Raw genomic sequence first — 19,859 nt, 5'->3', positions numbered from 1 at the left:
GTAACCTAATGACTAAGCAAGGGATTATCAATATTCAACCAAGGTAAGTTCTCCATATACCAATTGACTGTCTGCTTTAACCCCTCTTCAAATGAATAGGTTGGGATCCATCCTAATTCTGAAGTGATTTTAGAATGATCTATTGCATAACGCCTGTCATGCCCTAACCGGTCAGGAACAAACTTTATTAGAGTTTCCTTTTTCCCTAGATAACGTAGGATCAATTTAACTACATCTATATTTTTCATTTCATTATTTCCACCAATGTTATATACTTGCCCTGACTTACCCTTATGAAGAACGATATCAATTGCTTTACAATGATCTAGAACATGTAGCCAATCTCGTATATGCATACCATCGCCATAGACTGGCAGAGGTACTTCTTCTAAAGCAGACTTAATCATTAATGGAATGAGCTTCTCCGAATACTGGTTAGGTCCATAATTGTTAGAACATCTTGTAATATTCATGGGTAATCCGTACGTGTTATGATAGGCCCTTACCAGCACATCTGCAGCAGCTTTTGATGCTGAGTAAGGACTATTAGGTGCTAAGTTTGTTTCTTCTGTAAAAAAGTCTTCTTTTCCTAATGAACCATACACTTCATCCGTTGATACCTGAATAAATTTAACGTTCTCTTTATATTCACATTTTCCGTTTACCTGCCAATGCTTTTTAGCGGCATTCAAAAGTACTTGAGTTCCTACTACATTTGTTTCTATAAAAATATCTGGGTACTCAATACTTCGATCAACATGTGATTCTGCTGCAAAATTAATAACAGTATCTATATCAAATTCTTTAAATAGTTTCTCTATCAAAGTTCGGTCACATATGGTCCCCTTTATAAATCGATAGTTAGATGCATTTTCTACTTTTCGTAAATTTCTAAGGTCCGCTGCATACGTTAATACATCGATATTAATAATGTTATAGGTATAGTTCTTTAGCATGTAGTTGATAAAATTAGACCCGATAAAGCCTGCTCCACCTGTTACTAAAATATTCAACATTGCCCCTCCTTCTATCCTTAGGAAGAAAACAAGAATGGTACACTACTGCTCTCTTCATTTGCTATGTCCATAAGATACTTTCCATAATCTGTTTTCATTAGTGGCCTAGCTAACTCAATTAGTTGAGTTCTTGAGATATACTCTCTCCGATACGCGATTTCTTCAATGCAAGCAATATATAGACCTTGGCGTTTTTGAATAGCTTCAACAAAATTTGATGCCTCAAGAAGCGACTCATTTGTCCCAGTATCAAGCCAGGCTAACCCTCTACCTAACAGTTTTACGGATAACTCTCCTCTTGAAAGGTATTGATCAATAACAGATGTAATCTCAAGCTCTCCTCGAGGAGATGGTGTCACTTCTTTGGCCCTCTGAACAACATGATTATCAAAGAAATACAAACCCGGAACTGCGAACTTAGACTTTGGAAATACAGGTTTTTCTTCAATGGAAATCGGTTTTTCATTTTCATCAACTTCAATTACTCCATAAGCGCTTGGATCTTTCACAAAACAGCCAAAAATAATACCCCCTTGTTCTAAGGAGGCTGCTTCTTGTACTCGATGTCCGAAATCCGTTCCATAAAAAATATTATCTCCTAAAACTAAAGCGACAGATGAATTTCCAATAAACTCCTCACCTACAATAAACGCTTCAGCCAGACCATTCGGTTTATCCTGTATTGCATATTCAATTTCTATCCCTAAATGTCTCCCAGTACCTAATAGATCCTTGAACAAATCAATATCTCTTGGAGTTGAAATGATTAATATTTCCCTTATACCTGCTAACATCAAAACAGATAGGGGATAGTAAATCATAGGTTTATCATAGATCGGTAGTATTTGTTTTGATATAGCTTTTGTTAATGGGTATAGTCGAGTGCCTGATCCGCCCGCCATTATAATACCTTTCAAACGATCACCTTTTTCCTTTTTTTTATAACCCACACTCTAACTTTGTGAGACATATTCCTTGTTATTTTTTTCAAGATTAGGAGATTTGTATTTATTTGCAACAGTCACGATAAAATTCACCTGTTCCATCGTCATTACTGGAGAAATAGGTAAACTTACTACTTCTTTTGACATTGATTCTGTTATAGGATGATGAATCGTCTTGAATTCTGAGTAAGCCCTTTGATTATGCGGAGCTATAGGATAATGTACTAGTGTTTCTACTCCACATAACTTCATGTACTCCTGAAACTCGTTCCTATTTTCCACTCTAACAACATAGAGATGCCAAACATGACTTTTTTCATCTCTAGGCATTTGTGGGAGTATAATATGAGGATTTTTTATATTTTCATTGTATATTTTGGCTATTTCTCTTCTGGTATCATTATCACTGTCTAATAATGGCAGCTTTAACCTTAATAAACTTGCTTGGATCTCATCTAATCTACTGTTGACTCCCTTGTATAAATGAACATATTTTTGTATGCTGCCGTAATTCCTAAGAGCTCTTACTTTATCCGCTAACACATTGTCATTTGTCGTAATCGCACCACCGTCACCGAGGGCACCTAAATTTTTCCCAGGATAAAAGCTGAATGCCGCTGCATCACCTAGACTCCCTACTTTTCTTCCATTTCTTTCAGCACCATGGGCCTGTGCAGCATCCTCTATTATTTTTATCTTGTGCTTATCTGCTATTACACTTAATTTATCCATATCAACTGCTTCTCCATATAAATGAACAACCAATATTGCCTTTGTTTTATCTGTAATTTGTTCTTCTATACGATTTATATCAATATTAAATGTATGTGCACCAGGCTCAACAAATATAGGGGTAGCACCAGTTGCCGTAATAGCTAATACCGTTGCTATAAATGTATAAGAAGGAACGATTACCTCATCACCCTCTTTAATATCATAGCCCTTTAAAATAAGTGTTAAGGCATCAAGTCCATTGCCCACTCCAATACAAAATTCAGTATTGCAGTACTGAGAGAATTCTTGTTCAAACCTTGAAACCTCTTCACTTAAAATATAATTCCCGCGAATTAAAAATTCGTTAAACTTTTCTATCATTTCTGAGTGAAGTCTATGGTTTATAGCTTGTAAATCTAGGAATTTTATCATTGTTATACCTCTTTCTAGAAACGAATTTAATCTTATGAGTTATTCCGTGGTTTCATTATTTCCTTTTAAATTCTTCATAATTTCTGATATAGTCGTTTTCATCATAGTAATCACTTGCCAAAACGAGTAGAACACACCCCTCAGTAAAGTCATACATTTCTCGCCAAATACTCTTCTCAATAAGTAATCCTTGATTGGGTTTAGAGAGATAATATTCTCTTTTGTTTGTTCCATCATCTAGTCTTACTTTGCATGATCCGTTTAAACAAATCAGAACCTGTTGTAGATTTTTATGTGCATGAAACCCTCTTTCTTCATCAGGCTTGGTGTCAAAGATATAATAAACCCGCTTAATATCAAAGGGGATATTTTTAAATTGTTCAAGGGAAACTAATCCTCCCCTTTTGTCCGCGATAATCTGAAATTCTATAAGTAAATTTTTCATTAATATTATCAACCCACTTAAAACTGCCCAATAAAAAAACTCTTAGAATCTTTTCTAAGAGTGCAGCAGATATTTGTTATATAAAGATTTACATTTTTGATACGTTAGCATTAATTGTGGCAATAATCGAATTTTATATAAGAATAACTGAATGATAAGTTTAATTTGTATTGGGGGTTTGAGTAACTGATTCATTTTAATTGATTGAAAAATAGTATCAAAGGTTGTTCTTAATACACTAGAATGATTTACCACATCAATTGTTAAGATATATTCTGCTATCAAGCATTTACTTCTGTAGATATAATAGGCTTCCATACATTCTGATTCTAACTTTTCTTCTACTATGATGTCATACAGCAATTCAACAGCAGCAATAAACCCTATAATATTATTTACATTCTTCGTATTGGTAATTGAAGCACCGTGCTGTACATAGTAATATAGTTTTTTATTAATATATTTACATTTATTTACCTTAGTTAACACTTTAAATATTGTGGGAATATCTTCATACCTAATGTTAGGATAGCGAATATTATAGTCCATAAACAAAGTACGTTTAATTAATTTATTCCACGAAAAGCCTTCTACAAGTTCCTTGTCATTTAATAGAAACTCTTGAATAACTTCATCTCTTCCTAGGATTTTATTATCATACTTATCATGATCATTATAGCTCAACACTTTGCCATTCGTGTCAACTTTCGTCCAATTACAGATTATCAAATCAAGATTGTTGCATTTCACTTCTTGATATAACGTTTCAAACATATGATGGTCAACGAAATCATCTGCATCGACAAACCCAATGTATTCTCCACACGCAATCTCTAAAGCACGATTAATTGCTGAGGCTTGCCCCGCATTCTTTTGATTTAGAAGAATAATGTTAGAATTTTGGCTTTCATATTCTTTTAATTTCAGTAAACTCCCATCTGTTGAGCCATCATTTATGATGATAATCTCAATGTCTTTCAAGGTTTGGTTAATCACACTACTAAGACATTTGTCTAAAAACTTCTCATTGTTATATACTGGTATGATAATACTAACTTTTATTAGATTCATTCTTCTCACCAACTGATGATTAAGTTTTTTTTTCAAAAAGCAACGTTACTTATCTTACCTATAATTTACATACCTCTCTTTTTCTATTAAACTGTCAAGGTCAACTCGTTCAAATACTTCGAGCATTCCGCCTCTAGTCGCGTTATAAATTTTTATTTCGTGGGCATCCGCAAATCTCTTTGCCTCTTGAAAGGCTACTCTCATCTTATCTCCTACTGATATAAATGAAGGATCTACAATTCCGTAGTCTTTAAAATGATGCTTTTGATTGGTAGCATAATTACAATCCACACCAACCAAATAAATTTCTCTAAAACCCATATAGACGGCTAACTGGATTAATGAGTAAGTAATGGTATATCCACTATAAATAGCCTTAAACGCATCAGAACTAAACTTTGTATGATACTTAGCATGAGTCCAATTATGATTGAGCATATTAAGTGGGAATAAAAAATCATGATCTGATAGCTTTGCCCTTTTAATTACATCCCCCACTAATTTATATTTAACATCTAGTGTATCTATTTGGTTCTTATACTTTTCATAGAATTCCGGGAATTGGATACCATAATACGTAGGTCTCCAGGTAGTTTCATCAAATGACATGAATATAGAGTTCATACTAAATGTAATCTCATCTTTTATCTTTTCTAGATCTTCGACTAAAAGGCTTGGTCCTGTAGCAACAATAAAGCACCTTTCTCCTTTATGTTTATCCTTTAACCTTTTTATTTTTTCATAAGGGGTATTTCTATTAAACCCACTAACTCTTAATAAGCACCTTGAATTAAAGGTAAAAATATAGATTATATATAGAAGAAGATTTATACCTAACATAACTGTAGAATAGACATACTTATTATGCTTTATTAATTTTTTCATCAACTTTTATAATGCCTCCCTATCATATAGTTAGTAAATAAGACATCAAATTTGTCTATTGTGGAGGACTAAAAAAAACAATCTTTCGAATTCAGGTATGATCTTTTGTAATGAAAAATCCTGCCCGCGTTTGATTCTTTCTTTTCTATTGTTCTCTAAATCAACTGAATGTAAGGTTTCCATAATCTTGATAGCTAGGGCCTCATAATCTCCGATAGGTGTTAATGACCCATATTTACCATCCTCTAGAATTTCGGAAGGTCCACTGTGGCAGTTTGAAGAAACTACTGGAATACCTAATGATAACGCTTCGGCAATAACTACTGAAAAGCCTTCATATCTTGAACTTAACACAAATACACTAGCACTTCTCAGATACTTGTAAGGATTTTCAACAAAGCCTTTTAAAGTCACACTTTCTTCTACACCTAAATCAAGTATTAATGCCTCTAACTCTTTTCGTTGGCTACCTTCTCCGAGAATTAATAACTTATTCTTTACACCTTTTTTTACTAAGTAGTGATGGGCCTTTATCAAATGATCAAAACCTTTTACTTCAGATAATCGTCCAATACCTATTATGATGGGTTCTGTATCTTCTACATCATTTTCTTCAGGTGCCATTTTATAGATATCATCTAATCTAATAGGGTTGTAAATTCTTACTACTGGAACCTTTATTTGCGGAAACATCTTTTCAAATGAAACTTTTGCCCCTTCTGAAACAGCAATGATTGCTTTTAACCTTTTATATAAGGTGCGGATAAGAAACTTATGCACCAAATGATTTGTCTTAGGATATTCCCGTACATCTGTGTGAATCCAACCTATGGCTTGTTTTTTAGTAATGATCGAAGCAATAGACGCTAAGTAAGTAGGGGTCATTTCTAATGTTCCAAAAATTAGATCTACCTCTCTTGCAGCCTTAATTACAGCACTAATTACCTTAATAGGATGGGTTATCATTTTTTCGTTTTTAGATAGTACTTCTATTATAGTTAAATCTCTTGGAATAGAAGGAACTAATTCGCCAAAACAGTTCACCACTAGTATGGACGGCTCATATACTTTTCGGTCAAGATGATTAATCAAATCAAGGGTGACTCTTTCAGCACCTCCACCCTGGAAACTTTGCATAATAAATAATATCTTTATTCTTTCCACTAAAATGATTTCTTCCTTTCAGCGTTTCCTTATATTTCGAATGATTACTATACAAATAGTGTATGCAGTTGAAAAATAGCCCCCACCTACTTTATCCAACCTACTAATATAGTTCTCGCCAAACCTGTTTGTGAAGTAAGTCGAATTTCTTAATAATATGGAATTAAGTCTCCAGCTATTAAAGTACTTATATACTAATTTTCTGGTTTCCTTCATTTTTTTATAAAAGCCAATAAAGTTAAACTTATAGAACTTTAATTGTCTATACATATTAGACCACAACAATATTTTCACATATTGATAGCAGAGTCCCTCTACATTCTCTTTCGTCAATGCATCCTTCTCTTTATAAAAAGAATAAGTATCCTCTAATGCATCGTAGATATCATTTATCTTCGGTGAAATGGTCGTTAGTATACTCCCTGCTCTATTCTTCCTGTACATATATAATGGTTTATTGATATACAAATAGTCTTTTACATACCAAAGTAGTTTATAAATGGTACCAACATCTTCATAAATCTTTCCCTTAGGGAAAATCACCTCTGTAAATAAGCTCGTCTTATAGACCTTATTCCACGCGCTCGGTTGTACTGTCCATAACGAATCAGAAAATTCCATGCCCTTCACCCTATTTCTGTACCCATCATCCCCAATATCCATCCAATCGAAGATAATTAAATCTGGATGTTTGCTTAATGCCCTAAATACTTCAGTAAAATAGAATTCAGTGATATAATCATCGCTATCAATAAAAGTCACATATTCATACTTAACAAACTTCAGCCCATAATTCCTCGCATCGGATAACCCTCCATTTTCTTTTGATACATAGTGAAAAGTAGGTTGCTCTTTTGCGTATTTTTGAGCAATTTCTCCAGAGCGGTCCTTTGAACCATCATTAACAAGGATAATTTGTACATTCACAAAACCATTCAAACTACCCACAATCGTTTGTAAGCATTCTTCGATATAATCCTCAACATTATAGATGGGGATTACTACGCTTAATCCATTCATGGTAAAGATCTCCTTTTACGGAAAATTGGCTAGATAAATAATTTATAGGGTACAACCCCGTGGACATTGATCATTAGCCTTAAGATATAATATAAAATCCAAAATGAAACGATAAAACAGGCAAAAAGCTGACCAATAAGTTTGTTTTCATAATTAAACAAGATGTGCAGCAAATATGAGTAGTAGTAAATATTAAAACAAGAGAAGTAGATTTGTAATCGATCAATTGCCTCTATACCTGCCAATGAATAAAGACAAAGGTTAACGACGACTGCATTTGTGCTAAATTGATAGAGACGATCATTTATATGCAGATTCGCTTTAGACTTTGTTAAGTACAGAGAGCATGAAACAATAAACATTTGGATAACGACAGGAATGAATTGCATTAAGCCTTTTTCTTTATTTACTCCAAAAAAATTATACGTACCCTGTGAATACTTCTCTCCATATGTTCCGGATATTGATATAATTAGTTCCCCTATCTGATTTTTAACGGATGGTATAAAATACAAGACTGCCGTCACTACAAAAAGAGGGATGACAACCTTTGGATGGAATGTTTTTTTGGGAAGAAAAAATAAGATAAAAAGAAAAATAGCACTATTATGAAATAATAGGGCTAGTAATAAAATGGAAAAATAGATTAACTTATCTAACTTCTTATTCGATACTAGGATGTGGGCAAAACAAAAGATGATTGAAACGGCTATTAACTGACGTATTTGATTAAAGGCATTGTAATAAATGTGCATGATGATAAATAGGAATATGCTAATTAAGTAATTGGGACTATTTCTCCAAATACCGAGCAAAATAAAGAATAGAAATAGAAAGTAAACACTGGCCGCAAAAATATAAAAGCTATCAAAGTGTACAGCGATATCATAGATAAAATTAATACCTGGTTCCAACAATGCATGATAGTTTTCTTGGAGAAAAAAACCATAATACATTGGATAATCTACACCTACATTTTCTCCCTTCAGGGAAGCAAATGCTAACAAAATAATGAACCAAAAAAAGATGGTTGAATTATTTCTAGCAACAAATCGTTCATCATTATACCTATCACTATTTCTATACATAGTAACCCTTGAAAGAAAATAACAATAAACTATCATTAAGGGCACTATAAAATAAATTAACATGAATGTCTCCTTGAAATATATCTTATTTTGCAGAGATCTCTTATCATAAGGGGGCCCTTTCTATTCTATTTACTGTTCTCTCTTTAATATGCACCTCGTCTATTAATTACTTGCCATACTGTTTTAATCAGAATTTTAAAATCTAGTGATAGTGATTTGTGAATAACATAGTATAACTCAATGTCCACACGCTCAGGATAGCCCACATTACTTCTCCCGTTTGCCTGCCAGTAGCCTGTAATTCCTGGTTTAACAGATAAAAATTCACTTAAACGATTAGTGTACTCTTTAAGTTCTTCTGCTACAACCGGTCTTGGTCCAACTAGACTCATTTCACCTTTTAATACATTGATAAACTGAGGTAATTCATCTATACTTGTTGCTCTTATGAATCTACCAAACTTTGTAATCCTCGGATCTTCATGCTGCTCTAATTTAAAATTATTACGAATATACTTCTTATAAAGCACTTTGTTTGATTGTAACTTTCGCTCAGCATCTACAACCATTGAACGAAATTTATAAATATAAAATACTTTGCCTTCTTTACCAATTCTTTGTTGTCTAAAAAACATTGGCCCTTTATTTTCTCCTATCTTATAAATCACAGAGAAGGTAATGATAAAAGGTAGAATCATTAGCATTCCAATAACCGCTCCAATGAGATCAATCAATCGCTTAACAAAAAGGTAGAAAAGATTGTTAGTAGCCTTTGATGTAATTTCCACTTCAGAGGCCTCAACTTTAGTGACACTAACATTCATCTTTGTCTTCATCAATTCACCTCTAGTGATGAAGGTTCATGCAATACTTTCGCTCGTAAATAGTCCAACAATTGATCCCTTAACTCCTCATTTTCCAATGCAAACTCAAGGGTTGTTTGTAGAAAACCAAATTTCTCTCCTACATCATAACGTTTTCCTTCAAAATCATAAGCAAACACCCTTTGAATTTCATTTAATTTTTGGATGGCATCTGTCAGTTGAATTTCCCCGCCTGCCCCAACTTCCTGTTGTTCTAAAAATGTAAAAATTTCTGGTGTGAAGACGTAACGTCCTAAGATAGCTAAGTTAGATGGTGCAGTTCCTACTGATGGTTTTTCAACAAAGTTACGAACATCATAGCGTCTTCCTATTTTGTTTCCCGGATCGATAATTCCATATCTGTGAGTTTCATTTTCTGGAACAGGTTGCACTCCTATAATTGAAGAATGTGTTCGATCATACTCAATGATTAACTGTTTAATACACGGAACTTCCGCTCGAACAATATCATCGCCTAATAAGACTGCAAATGGTTCATTTCCAACAAATTTTCTCGCACACCAAACTGCATGCCCGAGCCCCTTAGGCTCTTTTTGTCTGATATAGTGAATATCAACTTTTGAAGGAGCTTGAACTTTTTCCAATAAATCAAACTTGTTTTTTTGCATTAAGTTATTTTCGAGTTCAAATGCACTATCAAAATGGTCTTCAATTGATCGTTTTCCTTTGCCTGTTACAATGATAATGTCTTCAATTCCTGCGGCAACAGCTTCTTCCACAATATACTGAATCGTTGGTTTATCAACAATTGGTAGCATTTCTTTGGGCATTGCTTTTGTTAGAGGAAGAAATCTAGTTCCTAATCCTGCAGCTGGTATGATTGCCTTTCGAATTCTTTTCATATTTTCAGACCTTTCCTGAGGGACTTGTGTTGGACTTCGTTTATTCATATTCTCTATTCCGTTTATCCTTAGCAGTTAGGGTATTGGCTATAAAAGTACGGGGATTTCTTAGATTCAATACCGTTTATTACTACACCTAGCAAATGTGACTGAGCTTTTTCTAATAGTTCTTTTGCTTCATTCGCACGATTGATACGTGTCTTACCACTCCGTGTAACTAAAACAACACCATCACATTTATTTCCTAGTATTTGTGGGTCGGTAACTGCTAGCACAGGAGGGGTATCATAGACGATATACTCATAGCTTTCTTTCAATTCTTTCATAATTAGATTCATTTCTTGTGAGTTTAATAATTCAGAAGGATTTGGTGGAATGGGTCCGCTTGTTAAAATATCCAAGTTCGGAACTTGAGTGTGGATAATTGCATCAGATAAGGCGAGTGTTTTTGCTAGAACATTTACTAGTCCTTCGTTATTACTTTCAAGAAAGTTATGGTGAATGGATGGATTTCTTAAATCTGCATCAATTAATAATACCTTCTTATCTTGTTGAGCTAAGACAATTGCAAGATTGATAGCTGTGGTTGTTTTCCCATCTCCAGGTTCAGGGGATGTAATGATTAGACTTCTAATATCCCTTTCAATTGCAGAAAATATAATGCTGCTTCTAATTTGCCTGTATTGTTCGGTTATTGGTAGCTTTGGGTATCTATGGGCAATTAATTGTGCTTCTTTCCGGTTCTTTTTAACCCTCAACTGTTTCAACTCCTACATTTAATTTAGCTGCTTTTAACTTTTTTATATCGATTCTTTCAACTGATCCGAGTACCGGAAGACCAATCGTAGATTCAATGTCACGACCATCCGTAATCGTGTGATTTAAATACCACAATAGCAAGACAAGACCAATACTCATCGTTAATCCAAACACTAGACCAATAGCTATATATAACAGTGGCTTAGGATGAATAGGCACTGGATTTTCCATTAATGTGGCTTCCGCTAAAATATTTACATTATCTACATGCATTATCCTTTTTATTTCCGTTTGAAAAGTTTGTGATACTACATTTGCCAGTTCAACAGCACGCTCTGCATTTTCATCTTCTACTTTTACTAAAAACACTTGAGAATTCTGATAACTATTTACGGTAATTTTTGCATCAAGCTGATCTATATTTTCCTCGATGTCAAGGTATTGAATCACTTTTCCTAAGATAGCTGGACTCTTAATGATGACACTATAGGTGTTAATTAAATCAATATTTGTTCTTATTTGGGATAAATCAATTTGACTTGTTCCTAAATCATTCTGATTGACCAATATTAGTGTATTTGCTTGGTATACCGGCGTTATTACATAATAAGTAATTACAGCACTGATTCCCGTCGTTACTAATGTAATTAACAAAATAAGTAGCCACCTATTCAGAATTACCCTAAACAAGTCTTTAATGCTATTTACTCCTCCCATAAAAGCCTCCAATTCGGTCTATGTCTGTTACCACATTTTGTTTAGGCATGGTTTCACAACAAGACATCTCTTTCTTGAATGGTTTGTTCATTTTGCCATTTAATAAATTCTATTAACGTTTTGTAATGCTCTAGTCTATCCTTTTTAATTCCTAGTTCTTTTAAGTCCTTTAAAAACTCATCCCAATCTTCTTCTGTTAGCAGATGATTATCTAATTCTGTCCCTGTCTTCAATAATGTAATAAGATCTACCTTTAATATTTTTGCGATTTTCTCAATAATGTGGATTGAGGGGTTTTTGCTTATATTTCGTTCGATACTACTTAAATATGATTTAGAGATGGACGCTAAATCCGCTAGTTCTGAAAGACTATATCCTCTTTGTCTCCTCAGGTTCGTTATATTTTTACCAATCATTTTTTTACCCCACTCTATTAGTTATTAACGTACGCAGTCAATCTCCTTCCACAGAACTATATTTATATAAATTGGGGCATTTAACCCCGCCTCACACTACACTCTTGATGACTAGCATCTAAGGTTTAACAACCCACAGCATAACCGAGTGCCTCCATTAGTAGTGGTTAGGAGACATCACCATATCACTCTTATCTTTACAATAAGCTAGTTCTTAATAAAGAACACAGTGATAGTATATATATTGTTTTTTCTTCAAGTACTGCTTTAAAGTAGGACTTCTTTCATTCGTAATCATTAGAACTATAATCTTATATACTCACATTTTTTTCTATATAGAACATTGGTTATTCTTCATAAATTCAATTTTCTTACGACAAGCCTCTGTATTTTATTTGGTATTCTTACAAATTCAAACAATAAATTCCTTAATAAGGGTACACAGTACTACAATTCTTTTGAGGATGTTCATATACTAAAATAAAGAAAAAGTAGAAATAATCGTAATAGCGTTTTAGTTATTATCACTTTCGAAAATCTAATTTTTTTTTAGAATAACTTTCTAGAATCTTTGCAATTTTTCAATCAAGAAGGAGTTTTAAAACTGAAATTTTATTTTTGAAGCAGCATTTATATTCCCTAGCTACTCACTTCTTTTGTGGTCTTTGCATAGGACAACTTCTTTACAGTATATCCATGTAACTAAACAAGCTTTTAAGGAGACGTGCTATGACATTTAGAAGGAGAAGATGATATAGGAAAATTATGTTACCCCATTGATAATCACTCTTGTTCCGATTGCATTGATAATCTTTATTCTTACTCTTTTTCGAACAAATCCAGAGATGTTGGCTGAGAAAGCTGTTACATCTTTTCTAAGTATGAACAAAACAACGACTTCGCTAAAACACACTTAAGGGTGTCCTAATGCGTACAATAGGACACCCTGTTTATTGTTTGAGTTATCATATAAGTTCGCAACAACCGTCTTAACAAACACTCTATAGTATCAATGCAAAAAACACCTGACCCTTCATCGCTGTAAAGCGGTGGGGGTCAGGCCCCAAACTAGTTTAGGTATGCATTATAGAATCTTGTCATTCCTACTGCAAATTCCCCACGTGTGACTTGTGCTGTTGGGCTGAATGTTGCTGTTACTTTTGGTTGTAAGTCAAATGGTCCTTGTGTGACTGAGAAGTTTGCGTTTAGGATGTTTAGATCTAATGCTAGCTGGACATAGCCTTTTAGTTCAGCTGGGATTTGACCTGCATCTTGGATTTTCACGCGTTCATCCTTGTATTGCACTGTCACATCTCCAGTAAAGGCTTGTGCTTCTTTTTGTAGGCCAAGGCTTTGAACGAGCGAGTATGCTAGTTCTGCTCTAGTTACTGCATCATTCGGTGCAAACTTTCCATTTTTGCCTACCATAACACCATTGTAGAATTGAGCTCCACGGAAAGCTGCACCTTTTGCAAGCACGGCTTCGACAAAGCTTAAGTCAGTTGCTTTTACATCGGTAAATGTTGCTGCTGCCGGTAGTGTTTGACGAATTTCTGCTCCCATCACTAAGTATTTCGCCAGTTCTGATCTCTTTAGCGTTTGATCTGGTTTGAATGTACCGTTTGAATACCCGTCAAATAGTCTTTCATTTACTCCCATTTGGATTGCACCGGCTGCAGGGTGGCCGTTAATGTCATTCAGACCTGAGAACCCGCTTACTTTTGAAAAAGCTAATGTACCCTGAACTTCTTCTGGCAGTGAGATCCCAATTGGGTTTAGTTCATTTCCACGAAGACCTCTGATTTCAGCTTTCCATGTTCCAGCCATAGGTGCGTTTACCGACACCGTCCGGTCATAGTAAAGTGGGAACAACAGGCTGACACCTGAGCTATATTCAGTTCCATCTGGAGCAATTAACACTAGATTAATTGGATTTCCTGTTTCTCCTAACAATCCTGCTCCGTTTGCTTTTGCTACAAGGCTAGATAGACCTTCTTCCACCTTAAATTCATATGCATTGGTAGATACTAGAGTCAGTGGATTATAGTTTACTGAAAAAGGAACTCGTTCAGTTGTTGACACAACATTGTTATTAAACGTTTGATAGAGATTTACGGTCTCTCCATAATTTTTACCATTAAGCGCCTTATCCACTGCAGCGTAGGCGTTCACATAGCCTGCACCAACTTCCCAAGCCTCAAAGCCTGGCATATTCGTTGCTGTTTCTTGTAAAATTGTCTTCACTTGGTCTGGTGATAATAATGGATTTGCTTCTAATAATAATGCTACAATTCCCGCTACATGTGGAGTTGCCATCGATGTTCCGCTCATTGTTGTGTAATAAGGTAAGTGAGCTGGGTCAATAGTTGCTGCATCTTTTTCGGCAGCTAAGCTCGAAACAGGTGCTAGCACTCTTGTCGATACAATGTCGACACCCGGCGCTGTGATTGTCGGGCGATCTTCCCACGTCCACTCGACTCCATCCATCGTGAATGTTCCACCTACACCTTTCGTTCCTCGTGATGAGAAGTCTGCTAAACTACCATTTTTTACACCCGCAGCTACCGATATAACCCAAGGTGCCTTCGCGTATGGGTTGTGTGTATTTTCCCCAGGTCCTTCATTTCCTGCTGCAAAAAGAACTGTGATTCCGCGGTCGTATGCTGCTTTGCTTGCAATATTGATTGGGTGATTATGGTCAAAGTCACCAGATGATCCCCACGAATTCGTGATAACACGGATATCATATCGCGCTTGGTTTGTGATCGCATAATCGAATCCGCCAATCCCGTCTAAGATTAAAAGCGCCGCGCCAGAACCATACCCAATTAAGTCAGCACCAGGTGCAACTCCTTCATACTTCCCACTAGACATGGCACCCGTTCCACCAACCGTGCCGGCAACATGGGTACCGTGACCTGAATTTGTGTCTGTGTTAGGTACATTTTCTAAGTAAGTAACAGGTAATAAAGTCGGATCAATTGCATTCAGATTCAAGTTTGCCGCAACGTTTTGAACTAAATTTTTACCTAACTCATGATCTTTATGTGTACCATCAACACCACTGTCGTTGACAACAACCCCAACACCCTTACCTGAAAGTGGTAGACCTCCGTTTTGCTGACGGAATTCATTATCCGTGCGAACTTTATCCACGCCAGTAATATCAGTAGAATCTCCGTTGAAGTATTGAAGTTTGCTATTTAAATAGATTGAGCGGACTTCACTACTTTTAGCAAGAAGATCTACCTGTGCTTTTGTCGCAAGAACTCCGGCAATTGGAAGAGACTGCATCGTAACTCCTGTTCCAATTCCAATGTCTTGTAAAAGTTGACGTGCATTTGTACTCGGTGCCCCGTCTCCCTTGAACGATACAATGACTTGCTGTAAAGCCTCCACTTGGAACGCTTTGTCTAAAAGTGGATCGATTGAAACCCCACTCGTTTCACTTGCACTCGCTGTTTGAAAACCTGAGAAGAAACTCGAAAAAAGTAAAACTGCCGCAAACACAATTGATAACCAACGCTTCATATTTTTTGCCCCTTTCGTGATTGGTGCTATTCGACAAGTGCCCTTTTCGACAAGTGCCACCCATTTGTCGAAGGCCTCGTCAATGCTAGATGTAACCGCAAGTATGCTTAGGAGCTACAACTCCATACTAGAAGCTGAGTCTTCTTACCTGAATGCAGACTTACTATTCACTCTAGCTGCACCTCTTACTCTAATTATCACGATTTTGTGAGGTGTTTCCTATTACACAAAGGTTATAAATTGTCGTAACATTTGGAGTAAATATCTCTCCTGCTTTAGTATTATTAAAATAATACTTTAGAAAAAATTGTCTATATTAACGTCTATGCTGTATCTACATTTTTCCATGGAAATAAATTTCATTTTTTGTAATATATTGGTGAAACATATCGAAAATAGTAGTATACTAAAGTAATAACTTAAAGAGGGGGATTATTCATGAGTATTACTTGCTATATACATAGTGAGAAGTCATCAATTGGGACTTGTGTAGGGTGTGGTAAATTTATTTGCGAAGACTGCAATACTGAACTTAAGGGTAAAAATTACTGTAAAAAGTGTGTTGATTCTCTTTTTGATGAGAATAATAAAAAAATAGAAAAACTAGAAGATAATAAAAGCAATCAGCCTATGGTATTTATGAATGCTGGAGGTGGTGGTGGCGGAAGCTCTTCTTCTAGTTCTTCAAGTTCCTCTTCAGGGGCTGGAGAAGTAAGGAGACCAGTCTATACTAAAAGTAGAGTAACAGCAGGAGTACTTGCAATACTTTTAGGTGGAATAGGTATTCACAAGTTCTATTTAGGAAAATCGGGATTAGGAATATTATATTTGGTATTTTGTTGGACTTATATTCCTGCAATTATTGGACTAATTGAAGGTATTGCTTATTTATTATCTAACGACGAATCATTTGCAGTTAAACATGATAAAGGATATAGAATGGTTTAACTAGTATATTATATATAATCAAGGGGTATCAGACATTTGCCTGATACCCTTCTTTATTCGGTAGTATTTGATTTAATACTTAGACTATTAATAGTCCGATAATTTTGACTTCAAGCGCAATATAAAAGTCATTTTCCCGAAGTCCATTCTTGAGAAGTTATATTACGTGTAAATTACAACGGCTGCAGGTATACTATAGGTTATAACAAACCTGGAGGGATACACATGCAAATTGAAATGTGGACAGACTTCGCTTGACCATTTTGCTATATTGGCAAAAGGCGTCTGGAAGAGGCCATTACTAAACTTAATACACCTGTAGAAGTCATTTATCGTTGCTTTGAGTTGGATCCAACAAAGAGACGAGATATAAAAGAAAGTATTTACGAAAGCTTAGCTAAGAAATATGGTATGAGTATTGACCAAGCAAAAGCAAACAGTAATAACATGGTACGAATGGCAGCGGAAGCTGGGCTGGATTTTCAAATGGATACATTAGTTCAAACAAATACGTTTGATGCGCACCGTTTGGTCATGTTTGCTAAAACAAAGGGATTAATGAAAGAGATGACTGAGCGGATTTTGTATGCTTACTTTACAGAATCCAAGCATATCGGGGATCATGACACACTTACAGATTTGGCAGTTGAGGTTGGATTAGACCGGGAAGAAGTAAGCCAAATGTTAGCAAGTGATGCGATGGCAGAAGATGTTCGTGCTGATGAACGTACTGCACAACAGATTGGTGTTACAGGCGTTCCCTTCTTCTTGATTAATAAAAAATATGCTCTAACTGGTGCACAACCAACTGAAGTATTTGTACAGGCACTTGAAAAAATTTCCGCAGAAGATCAAATTGTTGTACTAAACAACCAAGATGGTCTTAATTGTGACGATGATGGGTGCGAAATTCCTAAGAAATAAAATGAAAGAACTAGGTTCCTTGATTTCTAAGATAGAAATCGGAAACTAGTTCTTTTTTAAAGTTAAAAAGTTTGTTGTTGCATGTCGACCTTTTTCTTAGCCCCTACGTGGTTTAAAGCATAGGCAACTAGTAAAAGAAGAATGGTTACTTCTAAAGCAAGATTAAAGTAGTACCAAGAGATAGTTACGAGCACATCGTATAGAGAATGGACCGCGACGAGGATCCATAAATTTTTTGCCCATAAAAGAAGTGAGCCTAAAATGATACCAGCTGCTGAGTATAGAATGACAGTACCAATATAAACAGATGTGTCGTCGTAATAAGATGCGAAAGTATGGCTCCAACCAAACATGAAGGAGCTAAGTACCAGGGCTGTGATTATGAAAGGTTTATGGTTTCCACTATCCCATTTCTTTTGGAAGATTGCCTTTAGTACTAGCAAAATGAGAATCATATAACCGAGTCTCCAGATTTCTTCCGTTCCCGCAAGAATCGAGCTCAGAAACTCGTAGCCTACTGAATCGATGATACTAAAGACATAGTAGGTCATGTCCTCGGCAGTTGCGTTCTCTTTAGGCGGTTCAGCTACTGCAGAATCTACATAGGCTGCCGAATCCTCCACATATTGCTCATGATTATCCCAGTACGATTCAAAAAGAGAGTAAGATAATGAGTCGATAACCGTCATTGCACAGTAAAAAGCAATAAAGACGATGACGAATTTACTTAGTAGGGACTTTCTGTCTTCTGGTTGACCATCATCGTTGCCCCTAAGAACATGATGAAGCTTAATCCCGACGTAAAACGTAATCATCAACAGTAAATCATAAAGTGTGAACATGAAGCTAGAAAACTTAGTAAAGTATAAGACAAGATCTACGAGGATCGTAATGATAAGAATTAGTCCAATGTCTCTTTTTGTGACGGAGGATGTAAGATTTATGTTTGATAGCATCGTTTTGGTATCCCCTTTTGGTTGGTAACATAGTTACCATCATTATATAGAAAAGGGGCCCAGTATAATATGGATTTCTTTTTGTAAAAATGGACATTTCTGCTAAATATGTAATGTCACTTTACCGAATTAACGCATCGGGGGTCAGGCCCCCGATGCGTTAATTCGATAAATACCTTGAATAAATCCCCACATAAAATAGATAAAAGCTTGAGGATTGATATTTCCCTCAAGCTTTTTCCGTTTTTGTGCCAATTAATTAATTTTTAACTGTAAACGATTCAGCCACACGCTGTCCGTCTGAATCAATTGTGAAGTCAATTGTGATTGTGCTTTCTTCGACTAAGTCTGCCACTTGCTCTTTTGCTGAGTCTGATAAACGATAAACCTCAGCCAACCCTTCTTCGTTTATGATTTCAATTGAATTCAAGTCGATTTGACCGACATAGGTTACTGGTTCAGTAGTAAATACTTCTCCAACTAAATTTGGTTCAGCTTCTAAAGTAGATTTGTCAAAATCAACATCGACCTTAGCTCTTAACCCATTGTTATCTTGTAATGTTGCCCAAATTTCCAATGTATACTTCCCTGATTCAACATTTTGCAGGCCTTCTGAAAAGTCTACTTCAAATTCTAAACTCTCACCTGGTTTTAGTACCTTTTCAGTAATCACTGTCAAGAATGATTTATCCATACCAAAGGTGTATAGAACTTCTCCCTTTTCATTCTTGATGCTGTAATCGTATTCTTGTGATGATGGGAATACTAGTGTTAGGTCTTCTGTTTTATCATTTTGAATCGTAAAAGTATACTTATACGCAGTACCTTCCACTTTTTCAAGTGTTGTTTTTAAAGAACCTTCTACAATTCCTACATTCCCTGGCTTTTCAGCAACCTCTGAGCCACTCTTACCTTCTTCAACTTGGTTTTCAACTGTCATTCCACAACCTACTAATGCAACTGTTAGAAACATTGTAGATACTACATTTAAAATACTTTTATTTAATTTCATCTCTATCACCTCGTTAATTTGTCTTTCATATAAGTAGACGGTGTGTATTACAAAAACGTTACAAGATAAAAGTAAAAAGTGGTGCCAG

The 19,859-nt window shown here is 35.5% G+C and carries 19 protein-coding genes and 1 pseudogene; 2 read left to right on the top strand and 18 right to left on the bottom strand.

Translation table 11 applies throughout. The features are described 5' to 3' along the window. Positions 1-5 precede the first annotated feature (5 nt). The 16 genes from rfbB to J2Z26_RS14965 form a co-directional block, all read right to left on the bottom strand. Positions 6-1,013, bottom strand: a complete 1,008-nt coding sequence (rfbB, locus tag J2Z26_RS15040) for a dTDP-glucose 4,6-dehydratase (protein WP_209794366.1) — start codon at positions 1,011-1,013, stop codon at positions 6-8. Between the two features lie 20 nt (positions 1,014-1,033). Continuing rightward, a complete protein-coding gene (gene rfbA, locus J2Z26_RS15035; RefSeq protein WP_193534790.1) occupies positions 1,034-1,933 on the bottom strand; it encodes a glucose-1-phosphate thymidylyltransferase RfbA in 900 nt (299 codons plus the stop codon). A 36-nt stretch (positions 1,934-1,969) separates the two neighbouring features. Further along, on the bottom strand, positions 1,970-3,106 hold the full coding sequence (locus J2Z26_RS15030; protein ID WP_193534700.1) for a DegT/DnrJ/EryC1/StrS family aminotransferase: 1,137 nt from the start codon (positions 3,104-3,106) through the stop codon (positions 1,970-1,972). A gap of 55 nt (positions 3,107-3,161) precedes the next feature. After that, positions 3,162-3,551: a sugar 3,4-ketoisomerase gene (locus J2Z26_RS15025; RefSeq protein ID WP_193534701.1), complete on the bottom strand. Its 390-nt coding sequence runs from the start codon at positions 3,549-3,551 to the stop codon at positions 3,162-3,164. Between the two features lie 54 nt (positions 3,552-3,605). After that, on the bottom strand, positions 3,606-4,622 hold the full coding sequence (locus J2Z26_RS15020) for a glycosyltransferase (protein WP_193534791.1): 1,017 nt from the start codon (positions 4,620-4,622) through the stop codon (positions 3,606-3,608). Positions 4,623-4,676: 54 nt separating this feature from the next. Next, a complete protein-coding gene (locus J2Z26_RS15015; RefSeq protein WP_193534702.1) occupies positions 4,677-5,507 on the bottom strand; it encodes a 6-hydroxymethylpterin diphosphokinase MptE-like protein in 831 nt (276 codons plus the stop codon). Positions 5,508-5,552: 45 nt separating this feature from the next. Continuing rightward, the gene (locus tag J2Z26_RS15010) at positions 5,553-6,671 is read right to left on the bottom strand and encodes a glycosyltransferase (RefSeq protein ID WP_209794365.1); all 1,119 of its coding nucleotides are present in this window, start codon (positions 6,669-6,671) and stop codon (positions 5,553-5,555) included. A gap of 18 nt (positions 6,672-6,689) precedes the next feature. Further along, entirely contained in the window at positions 6,690-7,691 is a 1,002-nt protein-coding gene (locus J2Z26_RS15005) for a glycosyltransferase family 2 protein (protein ID WP_193534704.1), read from the bottom strand. 29 nt (positions 7,692-7,720) lie between these two features. Then, complete coding sequence (locus J2Z26_RS15000; RefSeq protein WP_227413603.1) at positions 7,721-8,779, bottom strand: EpsG family protein; 1,059 nt, start codon at positions 8,777-8,779, stop codon at positions 7,721-7,723. A 146-nt stretch (positions 8,780-8,925) separates the two neighbouring features. Continuing rightward, positions 8,926-9,618, bottom strand: coding sequence for a sugar transferase (locus J2Z26_RS14995; protein WP_193534706.1), 693 nt, complete (start codon positions 9,616-9,618; stop codon positions 8,926-8,928). Beyond that, a complete protein-coding gene (galU, locus tag J2Z26_RS14990; protein WP_193534792.1) occupies positions 9,618-10,508 on the bottom strand; it encodes a UTP--glucose-1-phosphate uridylyltransferase GalU in 891 nt (296 codons plus the stop codon). Before galU ends, J2Z26_RS14995 begins: the two co-directional genes overlap by 1 nt. Before the next feature lie 68 nt (positions 10,509-10,576). Beyond that, positions 10,577-11,266, bottom strand: coding sequence for a CpsD/CapB family tyrosine-protein kinase (locus J2Z26_RS14985; RefSeq protein ID WP_227413604.1), 690 nt, complete (start codon positions 11,264-11,266; stop codon positions 10,577-10,579). Further along, the gene (locus J2Z26_RS14980) at positions 11,256-11,984 is read right to left on the bottom strand and encodes a YveK family protein (protein ID WP_193534708.1); all 729 of its coding nucleotides are present in this window, start codon (positions 11,982-11,984) and stop codon (positions 11,256-11,258) included. The genes J2Z26_RS14985 and J2Z26_RS14980 overlap by 11 nt, the downstream gene beginning before the upstream one ends. 53 nt (positions 11,985-12,037) lie before the next feature. After that, the gene (locus J2Z26_RS14975) at positions 12,038-12,400 is read right to left on the bottom strand and encodes a helix-turn-helix domain-containing protein (protein WP_193534709.1); all 363 of its coding nucleotides are present in this window, start codon (positions 12,398-12,400) and stop codon (positions 12,038-12,040) included. A 763-nt stretch (positions 12,401-13,163) separates the two neighbouring features. Then, entirely contained in the window at positions 13,164-13,313 is a 150-nt protein-coding gene (locus tag J2Z26_RS14970; RefSeq protein ID WP_209794364.1) for a hypothetical protein, read from the bottom strand. 155 nt (positions 13,314-13,468) lie between these two features. Beyond that, complete coding sequence (locus J2Z26_RS14965; protein WP_193534710.1) at positions 13,469-15,931, bottom strand: S8 family serine peptidase; 2,463 nt, start codon at positions 15,929-15,931, stop codon at positions 13,469-13,471. Positions 15,932-16,654: 723 nt separating this feature from the next. On the opposite strand from J2Z26_RS14965, the pseudogene J2Z26_RS14960 reads away from it, so the two are divergent. Then, positions 16,655-16,879 (top strand): annotated as a pseudogene (locus J2Z26_RS14960) (TM2 domain-containing protein); the annotation flags it as partial. Positions 16,880-17,149: 270 nt separating this feature from the next. Then, a complete protein-coding gene (locus J2Z26_RS14955) occupies positions 17,150-17,803 on the top strand; it encodes a DsbA family oxidoreductase (protein WP_319638022.1) in 654 nt (217 codons plus the stop codon). Positions 17,804-17,865: 62 nt separating this feature from the next. Here the strand turns inward: J2Z26_RS14955 and J2Z26_RS14950 are convergent, their stop codons facing one another. Then, on the bottom strand, positions 17,866-18,759 hold the full coding sequence (locus J2Z26_RS14950; RefSeq protein WP_193534712.1) for a CPBP family intramembrane glutamic endopeptidase: 894 nt from the start codon (positions 18,757-18,759) through the stop codon (positions 17,866-17,868). Between the two features lie 259 nt (positions 18,760-19,018). Beyond that, positions 19,019-19,771, bottom strand: coding sequence for a BsuPI-related putative proteinase inhibitor (locus J2Z26_RS14945; protein ID WP_193534713.1), 753 nt, complete (start codon positions 19,769-19,771; stop codon positions 19,019-19,021). Positions 19,772-19,859: the final 88 nt, after the last annotated feature.

This window comes from Cytobacillus luteolus, from assembly GCF_017873715.1.
GTDB classification, from domain to species: Bacteria; Bacillota; Bacilli; order Bacillales; family Bacillaceae_L; genus Bacillus_BV; species Bacillus_BV luteola.
Note: the sequence above shows the minus strand (reverse complement) of the source record. Positions and strands in the feature narration are given on the sequence as shown.